Origin of the sequence: Limnohabitans sp., assembly GCF_046052765.1 — a bacterium.
GTDB lineage: Bacteria > Pseudomonadota > Gammaproteobacteria > Burkholderiales > Burkholderiaceae_C > Limnohabitans.
On record NZ_JAVLFQ010000023.1, the window covers coordinates 75,743 to 87,039 of the forward strand.

Below are 11,297 nucleotides of genomic sequence, written 5' to 3' on the forward strand. Positions count from 1 at the left end.
GAGATGCCATGGAAATGCTGAGCCTGGCTATTTGGACACCGATAGTCTTCGGCTTACTGCTGCTGACCTTGGGGCGTGATGAGCATGCCAATGCAGTCCGCTGGTTTGCACTGACGGGTGCCATCGTCAGTTTTTTAATGACCCTGCCTTTGTACGCGCAGTTTGATATATCAACATCGGCTATGCAGTTTGTAGAAAACCTGTCTTGGATAGATCGCTTCAATGTGAAATACCATCTTGGAATTGACGGTATATCTTTGTGGTTTGTATTGCTGACGTCCTTCATCACTGTGGTCGTCATCATCGCTGGATGGGAAGTGATAACCGAGCGAGTGAACCAATACATGGGTGCTTTTCTCGTGCTCAGTGGTCTGATGATCGGTGTTTTTTGTGCGCTTGACGGCATGCTTTTTTATGTGTTTTTTGAAGCCACACTGATCCCCATGTATTTAATCATTGGTATTTGGGGCGGACCGAACAAAATATACGCAGCATTTAAATTCTTTTTGTACACCTTGCTTGGCTCGCTACTGATGTTGGTGGCCCTGATTTATTTGTACATAGCGTCCGAAGGAAGCTTTGATTTGGCCACTTGGCAGCAATTACCGTTGGCTGCCACGCCGCAGACTTTGTTGTTCTTTGCATTCTTTGCGGCTTTCGCGGTCAAGGTGCCCATGTGGCCAGTCCATACCTGGTTGCCGGATGTGCACGTTGAGGCTCCCACCGGTGGTTCTGCGGTGCTCGCTGCCATCATGCTGAAACTGGGTGCCTATGGTTTTCTCAGATTTTCATTACCGATTGCGCCAGATGCAGCGCATGAATGGGCGTGGTTGATGCTGGCCCTGTCATCGATCGCTGTTGTGTATGTCGGCTTGGTCGCTATCGTTCAACAGGACATGAAAAAGCTGGTGGCTTACTCCTCTGTCGCGCACATGGGTTTTGTCACCATTGGTTTTTTTATCTTCAGCGAACTCGGCGTCAGCGGCGGCATTATTCAAATGATTGCGCACGGATTTGTATCCGCGGCCATGTTTCTTTGCATTGGCGTACTTTATGACCGCGTGCACTCGCGTGAAATCGCCAGTTACGGCGGTGTAGTCAACACCATGCCTAAGTTTGCTGCATTTGCCTTGCTGTTTGCCATGGCCAATTGCGGCTTGCCGGGCACTGCAGGTTTTGTGGGCGAGTGGATGGTCATTCTTGCGGCTGTGAAATTCAATTTCTGGCTCGGTATGTTGTCTGCATCAGCTTTGGTTTTTGGTGCTGCCTACACCTTATGGATGGTCAAGCGTGTTTACTTAGGGCCTGTTGTGAATGACGATGTCAAAGCGCTGAAAGACATCAACGCCCGTGAATTTTTGATGTTGAGTTTGCTGGCTGCGGCGGTATTGTGGATGGGCATCTACCCCAAACCTTTCACTGATGTGATGAATGCATCGGTCACGCAGTTATTGGCACATGTTGCCATGGGTAAATTACCGCTATGAATACACAAACCACACCACCGCTGGGAAGTCGACCATGATGAATAACTTCAACTGGATGACTGCTTATCCTGAAATATTCTTGCTTGTGATGGCATGTGTCATCACACTGGTCGACTTAGGTGTCACATCTGCCCGAAGAAATTTGACCTATGTTTTAACTCTGCTGACTTTGGGCGTGGTCGCAGTGCTTCAAGCTTTTTACGCTTCTACGGGTGAGACAGTGTATGGGTTTGGCCATATGGTGGTGTCTGATGCCATGGGCAATTGGTTGAAATGCTTTGCGTGTGTGGCCATGATGATGACCTTGGTATACAGCAGACCGTACGCCGCAGACAGAAAAATGCTTGAAGGCGGAGAATTATTCATTCTGAGTTTGTTCTCGCTGTTAGGTATGTTTGTCATGATCTCAGGCAATAACTTTTTGGTCCTGTATTTGGGACTTGAGTTGTTGACCTTGTCTAGCTATGCCTTAGTTGCTTTGCGCAGAGACAATGGCAACGCCACCGAGGCCGCCATGAAATATTTTGTCTTGGGCGCACTGGCCAGCGGTTTTCTTTTGTATGGTTTATCCATGATGTACGGCGCGACCGGAACACTGGATCTCACCTCTATATTTCAGGCGACCTCCACGGGGCATATCAAACATCAAGTGCTGGTGCTTGGGGTGGTGTTTGTGGTTTGTGGGATTGCTTTCAAATTGGGCGCAGCCCCTTTTCATATGTGGGTGCCGGATGTATACCAAGGCGCACCTACTGCCGTGACCTTGATGATTGCAGGCGCGCCTAAATTGGCAGCTTTTGCCATGATGATGCGACTTTTGGTGGATGGTATGTTGCCATTGGCCATTGACTGGCAACAGATGTTGATGGTTCTGGCCGTCTTGTCTTTGTTGGTTGGAAATGTCACTGCTATTGCGCAAACCAATCTCAAACGCATGTTGGCTTTTTCAACTATTTCACAGATGGGTTTTGTTTTGATAGGCATGCTTTCAGGCGTGACCAACGGCAACACTTTGTCGGCAGCAAATGCTTACAGTTCTGCCATGTTCTACATGATCAGTTATGTATTGACAACCCTGGGCGTGTTTGGCGTCATGCTTTTACTGGCACGCGAAGGCTTTGAGAGTGAAGAAATTTCAGACTTGTCAGGCTTGAATCAGCGCAGCCCACTGTTTGCTGCAGTCATGGCCATCTGCCTTTTTTCTTTGGCAGGTGTCCCGCCATTGGTAGGTTTCTTTGCCAAGTTGTCTGTGTTGCAGGCCCTGATTGCTTCAGAGCAAATAAGTGCGCTCATGCTCGCGATATTTGCTGTCATGATGTCGTTGATCGGTGCTTTTTATTATTTGCGTGTGATCAAGGTCATGTACTTTGACCCTCCACTGACTGCGTCCACAGTGTCAGCAGAAAAGCATGTCAAAGCCGTGTTGGCCATCAACGGGGTCATGGTGTTGGTCCTAGGCTTACTTCCCGGAGGATTGATGTCCTTATGCGCTGTAGCGGTAGTCAAAGCACTAGGCACCTGATTTTCATTGCTTGGTCATAATGCGTTTATGAAAGTCCTCAACCTGCTTTGTCAGCACCAACACCCTTTTGAAGGTTGGTTTGCTTCGGAAGATGACTATCAGTCACAACGCTTGCGCGATTTGGTGGAGTGTCCTGTATGCGGAGATAACACTATTCACAAAATGCCAAGTGCACCTAGGCTCAATCTGCTTACGTCCAGAATAGAAACACCGCCCTCTGATACCAAAGGGAGCATTCCTCCTGTTGCCACAGAAACGACTGAAACTTCATTGAGTGTGCCTCCTCAAGCCCAAGTGGCTTGGCTGCAAATGGTTCAGCAAGTGATTGCAAATACCGAAGATGTGGGACAAAGTTTTGCTGAAGAAGCCCGAAAAATGCACTACGGTGAAGCCGAGGAGCGAAATATTCGCGGCCAAGTCTCTGCTGAAGAAGGACAGGCTTTATTAGAAGAGGGCATACCAGTGATGCCACTGCCCATGCCCGCCGCGCTTAAAGGATCTGTGCATTGAGCCTTAGGCTGATCTATCGCTACCAATTAATTGCCGATACGTGTGGCGTTGAAAAATCAGCCCTCTGAGAACCGCCTAGAACTGACAAGGGCTTATTTATTTTTCAACTTGCCGCGCGGCGCAACAAAAGTCACTGGAGCGCTAGGCCTGTCACCAGGCACGATCACCTTGGGTGGTGATGTATCTTTTTTCGGTTTCTTCGCCATTTTGTTGCTGCGTTGTTCACCTTTAGCCATGTCATTCTCCTGATGTGTATGTTGCTGCGCGGATGAATCTCAGCATTTTGCCTACTTTACTTCAGTCACAAATGCAGATGAGGGGCGACGAACTTTGACCAGTTTTTCCAGCCAGTCCTGTCCACTCAATCGGTACCCCAAAGGCATGATAGCGACACTGCGAAGCCCTTTGGCATTCAAATTCAAAATGGTATCCACGGCCTCAGGCTCAAAGCCCTCCATGGGCGTGCAATCGACTTGTTCAAATGCAGCTGCGATCAAACTCGCGCCCAATGCAATATAGGCTTGTCTAGCGGCGTGCTCGAAATTTTCTTGGGCTGAGCGCGATGGATAGTTTTTCAGCAACATTTGTCTGTAGTTTTCCCAGCCCTCATTGGTGCCGCCTCGCATAGAAACATTCAAGTCAAACATGTGATTGATACGCTCGGGTGTGTAATTGTCCCAAGCAGCAAATACCAACAGATGAGAGCCATCTGAGACTTGCGATTGTTTGTGTGCCACAGCTTGAATGCGTGAACGAACTTCTGAGTTACTCACCACAATGACCTCGTAAGGTTGCAGTCCGCTGGAGCTGGGTGCTAACCTGGCAGCTTCTACGATTCGATCAACTTTGTCTTGCGCAACCACTTTGCTGGGATCCATTTTTTTGGTGGCATAACGCCACTGCAATAGGTCTAATAGTTGTGACATCTGAATTTCCAAAAAGTTTGATTATCACAGGCGTACTTGAGGTGGGAAGCGTGCAGTGAACCCATGTGACATAGAGAAAAAATATGAATAGGCTGAGCTCGGTTAGCTCAATGTGTTTTGGAAATAAATTCAAGAACCCCAGCTGTCTTTCAAACCGACCGCCCGGTTGAATACCAAGTGTCCGGGGCGGTGATCCACGCGGTCAGCCACAAAATAGCCCATGCGTTCGAATTGAAATTTATCGTCTGCTTTGGCATTTGACAATGACGGCTCGACATAGGCAGTGGTGGTTTTCAGACTGTGGGGATTGAGTACGCTCAGAAAATCGCGTCCGCCTGCGTCTGGGTGTTCTTCGCTGAACAAACGGTCATACAAACGCACCTCGGCTTGTAAACCATCAACCACGCCTACCCAAGTAATCACACCTTTGGCCTTGACGCTGTCAGCGCCTGATGTACCGCTCTTGGTATCTGCAAAAACAGTGGCATGAACTTCAGTGACTGCGCCGTGGTGATCTTTCAAACAACCAGTGCATTGGATGATGAAACCGCCTTTGAGTCGCACCACCGAGCCTGGGGTGATGCTGCCATCTGCGTTGGTCAACGGCGGGCTCAGGCGCTTATAGCCTTTGGGCGGTAATTCTGCAAAGTCATCGCGTTCGATCCATACCTCTTTGCCAATAGAAAAATGACGTGCTGCGATTTCTTGTTGGCTGTCGTGCGAATATGGCAAGGCGGGCAGGGTACAGGGCTCTAAATGGCCAGCGCCAAATGCTTCGTCCCAATTGGAGAGCACCAGTTTGACGGGATCGAGCACAGCCATGGCGCGGTGGGCTTTGAGTTCCAAGTCTTCGCGCAAACAGCCCTCTAAGGTGCTGTAGTCAATCCAACTGTCGCTTTTGGTCACGCCTATGCGTTCGGCAAACAGGCGCAGGCTCTCAGGCGTGTAGCCGCGGCGGCGCAGGCCAACGATGGTGGGCATGCGCGGGTCGTCCCATCCGCTGACTTTGCCTTCATTCACCAATTGCGCCAACTTGCGTTTGCTGGTGATGACATAGGTGAGGTTGAGGCGTGCAAATTCGTACTGTTTGGGTGAGGGCGCAGCCAGAAGACCTTCTTCGCACAAGCGTTCCATCAGCCAGTCGTAAAACGGACGTTGGTCCTCGAACTCCAAGGTGCAAATGCTGTGCGTGATTTGCTCCAGCGCGTCTTCTATCGGGTGGGCAAAGGTGTACATCGGGTAGATGCACCAGCGGTCACCCGTGTGGTGGTGGGTGGCGCGGCGGATGCGGTAGATGGCCGGGTCGCGCATATTGATGTTGGGAGAGGCCATGTCGATCTTGGCACGCAGCACAGCAGCCCCATCGGCCAACTTGCCATCGCGCATCTCGCGAAAGCGGGCGAGGTTTTCAGCAGGGGTGCGGCTGCGAAACGGGCTGTTCACGCCGGGCTTGCCAAAGTCGCCTCGGTTGTTGCGCATCTCTTCAGGTGTTTGTTCATCCACATAGGCGTGGCCGGCTTCGATCAAGTGTTCGGCAGCACGGTACATGAAGTCAAAATAGTCACTGGCTTGGTAGGGCTTGTCGTTGCCCGGCTGGCTCCAGCTGAAGCCCAGCCACTTCACCGCGTCGATGATGGCGTTGACGTATTCGGTGTCTTCTTTTTCGGGGTTGGTGTCGTCAAAGCGCAGGTGGCACACGCCGCCGTACTCTTGGGCGAGGCCAAAGTTGATGCAAATGCTTTTGGCGTGGCCCACATGCAAATAGCCATTGGGTTCGGGCGGAAAGCGGGTGCGAATTTTGGCGGGGTCTGGCTCGCCCTTGGCGTGGTGGGCTGCGTCTCCTGGGCTGCCCGCCCAGAGGCGGCTGGCATATGTGCCTTTGTCCAAATCGGCTTGGATGATCTGGCGCAGGAAGTTGCTGATTTTGTGTTCTTCGGGTGTGGCAGGGGAGGCGGGTTTGGTCATACGAGGATTTTAGGCTTGCAGCGATGCATAGTTGACAAGCAATAATACGGTATGTATCATGAGATATACCAAAAGGATACAAGCTACACCATGTCTTCTACCGCCAAAATTTTTACCACCGGCCGCAGCCAAGCCGTACGCTTGCCATTGGAGTTCAGGTTTGACGTGGCTGAAGTGTTCATTCGCCACGACCCCACCACGGGCGATGTGGTGTTGTCTCGCAAGCCCAGCGACTGGCAGGGTTTGCTGGATGCTGTGGCTTTGAATGCCAACAAAGACCTGTTGATTGAGCGCCGCCAAACCAGCGCTCGCCGCGATCCATTCGACACGAGCAAGAAATGACCCAGCGCTACTTGCTGGACACCAATGTCATCAGCCACATCATGCAGGGGCGGGACGCCAAACTGCTTGCGCGTTTAGCCAAATTGCCCATGGGTCAGGTGGCTATCTCCAGTGTGACTTTGTCTGAAATTGAATATGGCATTCAGCGCAGAGGGCAGCCCATGGCATTGCGAAATGCCCTGACCCAAGTGCTTTTGCACATGGATGTGTTGCCATGGGATTCGACTGCCGCCACCTGCTATGGCGAACTGTGCAGCAGTTTGGAATCGCAAGGCATCAACCTCAGCGACTTTGACATGATGATCGCGGCCCATGCGGTGGCTTTGAAGGCCACCTTGGTCAGTCGGGACAAGGCATTTGCAAACATTCCAAAGCAGCGTTTGAAGCTGGAAGTTTGGTAGTTTTGTGTTGTTGATTGAATCAAAGCCGCCCTAGCCATTCATGTCAAAGTTTCCGTCCTAAGCGTTTTTCCACTTGTTGTTTTTCCCAATCTGCACCCAATGGACTGAAGCGCTCAAACACAATCAAGCTGTGCATCAACAAACCCAGCGCCCAACCCAGCGCTGGATAAAAAGCCCAGTAGTAACCAATATCTTGCCAAATATTCAGGGCAAAAAGAGCAGGAATGATGATCAGGTATTGCATCAAGTGGATGTAAAACCCCTTGAGTTTGCGTACATGGTTGAAAGCCAGCATCTCTTCGTGGCTGATGCCAGGGCTGGTGGGGGCGAGGGTGTCGTTGGCGGTGCTCATACCGGTCCTTTGCAGTTGTGAAAAGTCGATTTCAAAAACGGCTGCCAAGGACTTCAAAGATTCGGTACTCGCGTCTTGTCCTTTTTCAAGGCGTTGAATGGTGCGCACACTCAGGCCGCTGAGGTCTGCCAGTTGTTGTTGTGACCAACCGCGTTGCAGTCTTAATTTTTGAATCAACATGAAATCTCCTGGGTTGCCGAACTGCTTAATTTAGGACTCTTCTGGGTTGTTGAACACGTCAGGAGTACGACAAAGGACTGACACAGGGGTGACGGCCATGACTTTACCCATGGACCGAACAATCTTGACAACATCTCATTTGAGATACAAAATTCATCTAGACAAGCAGGAGTCCCAATGACCGCACAAACTTCCATGCTCCACATCCGTGTGGACGACGACATCAAAGAACAGGCGACTGTGGCCTTGTCGGCCATGGGGCTAACCATGTCCGAAGCTGTACGTTTGTTTTTGCGCCGAGTAGTCATAGACCAAGCTTTTCCCCTGGAACTCAAAGTACCCAACTCAGACACATTGGCTGCGATGGAAGAGTCCCGCGCCATGATGGCTGATCGAAGTGCCAGATTCAAAACGTCTGATCAATTGTTTGCTGATCTTGAAAAAAACAGCAGCCAGTAAGCGTACAAATTTACCTCGTGCTTGCGACTTCACCAAGATGTTTCTGAAGGACTGGCAGCGCTTGTCGCACTCGGGTCGTTATGACATGGTGCGTCTGAAAGAGGCCATGTTGTTATTGATTGCAAATGCTGCACCGCTGGGGCCAGAACGGCAAGACCATCCCCTGAAGGGCGACTGGTCAGACCACCGCGAATGTCATATTGGCGGAGATTTTTTATTGATATACCAAGCCTATGATGAAGCGATCACCTTTGTGCGGGCGGGTACACATTCAGAGTTGTTCAGTGTCTAAACAATGCGCGTACTCAATATTGTCATTTTCCTCCGCTTTAGCTAAAATGGCTAATCCTTAGGAGTTGCCATGCATATCACCGCCACCGAAGCCAAAAACAGATTTGGCAGCATTTGCGCTCAAGCCAAGAAAGGGCCTGTATTTGTTGAAAAAGCAGGGCAAGTTGACACCGTCATTCTGTCGGTCGATCAATACCGAGTCTTGCAAGCCGGCCAAAATACAGCAAGCTTGGCGAAGCGCAAGCAGCAATTTGAATCTGAGTTCGCCGAATGGATCACTGCCCAAAACGCGTGGGTTGAAACCCACGGCATCCCTGGCGCCGATTTACGTCCTTGGTAAACCGCTATGGCGCAATTTGACGTCTACCCCAATCCTAGCGAGAGTGCCGATAAAGGCATTCCCTTTGTGGTGGTGTTGCAAAGCGATTTGCTCAATGCCTTAGCGACACGCCTTGTGATGCCCTTGGCCACTCTAGAGTTTGCTGACAAAGTCCCTGAAAAGCTATGCCCTTCAGTGATGGTGAATGGCCAAAAGCTTCGCGCATTGGCGCACTATGCTGCCCCTGTGCCGGTGCGAAGCTTGCGTCAAATGGTGGGTAACTTATCGTCTCAATCGCATTTGCTGATTGCCGCTATGGATGTGGTGTTATCGGGTGTTTGACCCATATAAACAAGGGTTGCTTAGAATCAACCTCAATTAATCAATAGGATACGCTGTGGATTTGATGTTGCTTTTGAAAGCCGCCGTGATGGGCATAGTCGAGGGTTTGACCGAGTTTTTGCCCATTTCCTCCACAGGTCATTTGATACTTGCGGGTGCTTTGATCGGCTTTGACGATGAGAAAGCCAAATTGTTTGACATTGCCATTCAGACCGGCGCCATATTTGCAGTGGTGCTGGTGTTCTGGGAAAAAATCCGCAGCACCGTGATGGCCTTGCCGTCACAAAGAATGGCCAGACGTTTCGCTATTAATGTGTTGATCGGATTTTTACCCGCTGTGGTGCTGGGCTTGTTGTTCGGTAAAGCCATCAAAGCGCATTTGTTCATACCCACGGTGGTTGCCAGTACTTTCATCATCGGTGGTTTAGTGATTTTGTGGGTCGAGCGCTGGGGCAGAAAACCTTTACATGATGGTCATCCTGACGATCACGTGCGTATCGTGAATGTGGAGTCCATGTCGCCCTTGGACGCACTCAAAGTCGGTCTGGTGCAATGTTTAGCCATGGTGCCCGGCACCAGCCGCAGCGGGGTCACCATCATCGGCGGCATGTTGCTGGGGCTGTCGCGCAAAGCCGCCACCGAGTTTTCTTTTTACCTGGCCAGTCCCACCTTGATAGGTGCGGGTGTTTACAGCTTGTACAAGGAACGTGCCTTGCTCAGTGTGAGCGATGTACCAATGTTCGCAGTCGGCCTGGTGTTTTCATTCATCAGTGCCTGGTTATGCGTACGTTGGCTTTTGCGTTACATATCTACACATAATTTCGTGCCGTTTGCCTGGTACCGCATCGCCTTTGGCGCTGTGGTGTTGATCAGTTCATACCAAGGCTGGATAGTTTGGCAGCCTTGATGCAAGTTATTTCGTCGCTTTGAGACTGAGCATATTCAAAATACATGCCTCAATGGCTGCCGCAGTCACATAGGGCTTCTCCATAGGCACGAGATGGGTGCCGTCAATCATTATCATGCGGCCTTTGGTGATTTTTTGCGTGAAATCGGTGCCCGCTAATCGCATTTCTCTTGAGTGACGTGCCGCCACCAGACTGACCGGACAAGCCAGCGGGTACTTTTTCAGCAAGCGCTCCAAGTTGTGCGGCACGCTGTTGTAGATTTGTGTTTCTATGTGGCGGTCAAAACTCAATAAACGTTGCACACCTTGTGCTGTGCGTTCTTCGTGCGTGCCGTGTGTCACATAGTAGTTCAATACTTGTGGGTCCCAACTGGCAAACACTTTCTTAGACAGGAAATGGGCGTGTACCTCTTCCAGGGAAGACCATGTATGGCGTCGCTTTTGACTGATGGCCCCTGGTGAAAACTTTCTCGTCAACGACAGTGATTTGGAAAGTTGCAAAGCCCTGGCCCGCAGCCCACCAAGAGCAGGTGCATCCACCATGACCACCGCATGCGCGAGATGCGGAAATTGGGCTGCCAGCATCAGACTCAGCATGCCACCCAATGAGTGACCGACCAATACCACCGGACCGCTGTGCGCAGCTATCAAAGGTTTGGCGAACGCATGAATTTCTTCCACCAAATGCGGCCAGTTACTGGTGACCGGGTAAGCCGGGTTGTGACCGATTTTTTCCAGCGCCTGCACTTGCATACCGCGTCGGCGCAAATCGTTCAGAATCAGGTTTTAGGTACTGGCCGGAAAACTGTTGCCATGGAAAAAAAGCACCAGCGGTTGTCCGGCAGGTGTATCAGGATAAAGAGTCATTCAATCAATCAAGTAATTTTTTAAGCGCGTACAAAGCATCCAACGCCTCGCGAGGACTCAAGGTATCCGGGTTTATGTGCGCGAGTTTGGCTTGCAAGGGCGAGGGGCCGGTATCAATGGCTTCAGGCGGTTCGGCGAACAAATCGACTTGCGCGCGCGAGTTTTGTGCATCTGTTTCTAGAGCGGCCAACGCATGCTTGGCATGGTTTAACACACTCGCTGGCATGCCTGCTAAACGCGCCACTTGTATGCCGTAACTGCGGCTGGCCGGGCCGGGTTGTATCTCGTGCAAAAACACAATATCGTTGCCGCTCTCAGCCGCACTGACATGCACATTCACCGCTGAGCGGTGCGAGGCGGCAAATTCGGTCAATTCAAAATAATGCGTGGCGAACAAACTGTAGGACTGGGATTTGTCGTGCAGGTA

The 11,297-nt window shown here is 50.8% G+C and carries 16 protein-coding genes; 10 read left to right on the forward strand and 6 right to left on the reverse strand.

The window, feature by feature from the left end; translation table 11 throughout:
• Window positions 1-8: 8 nt before the first annotated feature.
• Genes AC9UG7_RS02405 through AC9UG7_RS02415 form a run of 3 tightly spaced genes read left to right on the forward strand, consistent with a single transcriptional unit; the run spans window position 9 to window position 3,519 of the window.
• Window positions 9-1,487, forward strand: coding sequence for an NADH-quinone oxidoreductase subunit M (locus tag AC9UG7_RS02405; RefSeq protein ID WP_509583706.1), 1,479 nt, complete (start codon window positions 9-11; stop codon window positions 1,485-1,487).
• A gap of 34 nt (window positions 1,488-1,521) precedes the next feature.
• Window positions 1,522-3,009: an NADH-quinone oxidoreductase subunit NuoN gene (nuoN, locus tag AC9UG7_RS02410; protein WP_509583707.1), complete on the forward strand. Its 1,488-nt coding sequence runs from the start codon at window positions 1,522-1,524 to the stop codon at window positions 3,007-3,009.
• Window positions 3,010-3,036: 27 nt separating this feature from the next.
• On the forward strand, window positions 3,037-3,519 hold the full coding sequence (locus tag AC9UG7_RS02415) for a DUF1178 family protein (protein ID WP_509583709.1): 483 nt from the start codon (window positions 3,037-3,039) through the stop codon (window positions 3,517-3,519).
• A gap of 92 nt (window positions 3,520-3,611) precedes the next feature.
• Here the strand turns inward: AC9UG7_RS02415 and AC9UG7_RS02420 are convergent, their stop codons facing one another.
• The 3 genes from AC9UG7_RS02420 to AC9UG7_RS02430 all read right to left on the reverse strand — a co-directional run bounded on the left by AC9UG7_RS02420 (window position 3,612) and on the right by AC9UG7_RS02430 (window position 6,410).
• Window positions 3,612-3,755: a hypothetical protein gene (locus AC9UG7_RS02420; RefSeq protein ID WP_509583711.1), complete on the reverse strand. Its 144-nt coding sequence runs from the start codon at window positions 3,753-3,755 to the stop codon at window positions 3,612-3,614.
• A gap of 51 nt (window positions 3,756-3,806) precedes the next feature.
• A complete protein-coding gene (locus AC9UG7_RS02425) occupies window positions 3,807-4,445 on the reverse strand; it encodes an NAD(P)H-dependent oxidoreductase (RefSeq protein WP_509583713.1) in 639 nt (212 codons plus the stop codon).
• A 129-nt stretch (window positions 4,446-4,574) separates the two neighbouring features.
• Window positions 4,575-6,410: a glutamine--tRNA ligase/YqeY domain fusion protein gene (locus tag AC9UG7_RS02430; RefSeq protein ID WP_509583715.1), complete on the reverse strand. Its 1,836-nt coding sequence runs from the start codon at window positions 6,408-6,410 to the stop codon at window positions 4,575-4,577.
• 90 nt (window positions 6,411-6,500) lie between these two features.
• Here AC9UG7_RS02430 and AC9UG7_RS02435 point away from each other — a divergent pair, with 90 nt between their 5' ends.
• Together AC9UG7_RS02435 and AC9UG7_RS02440 are read left to right on the forward strand one after the other, a co-directional pair.
• Window positions 6,501-6,752 (forward strand): antitoxin, encoded by a 252-nt coding sequence (locus AC9UG7_RS02435; RefSeq protein WP_509583717.1) that lies wholly within the window; start codon window positions 6,501-6,503, stop codon window positions 6,750-6,752.
• Complete coding sequence (locus AC9UG7_RS02440; protein ID WP_509583719.1) at window positions 6,749-7,153, forward strand: type II toxin-antitoxin system VapC family toxin; 405 nt, start codon at window positions 6,749-6,751, stop codon at window positions 7,151-7,153. The genes AC9UG7_RS02435 and AC9UG7_RS02440 overlap by 4 nt, the downstream gene beginning before the upstream one ends.
• A 43-nt stretch (window positions 7,154-7,196) precedes the next feature.
• On the opposite strand, the gene AC9UG7_RS02445 is transcribed toward AC9UG7_RS02440, so the two are convergent.
• Window positions 7,197-7,685, reverse strand: coding sequence for a 2TM domain-containing protein (locus tag AC9UG7_RS02445; protein WP_509583721.1), 489 nt, complete (start codon window positions 7,683-7,685; stop codon window positions 7,197-7,199).
• 177 nt (window positions 7,686-7,862) lie between these two features.
• On the opposite strand from AC9UG7_RS02445, the gene AC9UG7_RS02450 reads away from it, so the two are divergent.
• From AC9UG7_RS02450 to AC9UG7_RS02470, 5 genes are all read left to right on the forward strand, one after another.
• Window positions 7,863-8,144, forward strand: coding sequence for a type II toxin-antitoxin system RelB/DinJ family antitoxin (locus AC9UG7_RS02450; protein ID WP_509583723.1), 282 nt, complete (start codon window positions 7,863-7,865; stop codon window positions 8,142-8,144).
• Window positions 8,122-8,436, forward strand: coding sequence for a type II toxin-antitoxin system YafQ family toxin (locus AC9UG7_RS02455; protein ID WP_509583724.1), 315 nt, complete (start codon window positions 8,122-8,124; stop codon window positions 8,434-8,436). Before AC9UG7_RS02450 ends, AC9UG7_RS02455 begins: the two co-directional genes overlap by 23 nt.
• Window positions 8,437-8,505: 69 nt before the next feature.
• Window positions 8,506-8,775, forward strand: coding sequence for a type II toxin-antitoxin system Phd/YefM family antitoxin (locus AC9UG7_RS02460; protein ID WP_509583726.1), 270 nt, complete (start codon window positions 8,506-8,508; stop codon window positions 8,773-8,775).
• A gap of 6 nt (window positions 8,776-8,781) precedes the next feature.
• Window positions 8,782-9,096, forward strand: a complete 315-nt coding sequence (locus AC9UG7_RS02465; RefSeq protein ID WP_509583728.1) for a CcdB family protein — start codon at window positions 8,782-8,784, stop codon at window positions 9,094-9,096.
• Between the two features lie 55 nt (window positions 9,097-9,151).
• Entirely contained in the window at window positions 9,152-10,003 is an 852-nt protein-coding gene (locus tag AC9UG7_RS02470; protein ID WP_509583730.1) for an undecaprenyl-diphosphate phosphatase, read from the forward strand.
• A 6-nt stretch (window positions 10,004-10,009) separates the two neighbouring features.
• Here AC9UG7_RS02470 and AC9UG7_RS02475 read toward each other — a convergent pair whose 3' ends face one another.
• Together AC9UG7_RS02475 and AC9UG7_RS02480 are read right to left on the reverse strand one after the other, a co-directional pair.
• A complete protein-coding gene (locus AC9UG7_RS02475) occupies window positions 10,010-10,771 on the reverse strand; it encodes an alpha/beta hydrolase (protein ID WP_509583732.1) in 762 nt (253 codons plus the stop codon).
• Between the two features lie 103 nt (window positions 10,772-10,874).
• Window positions 10,875-11,297: MutS-related protein (locus tag AC9UG7_RS02480; RefSeq protein WP_509583734.1), on the reverse strand; the 423-nt coding region annotated here is incomplete at its 5' end.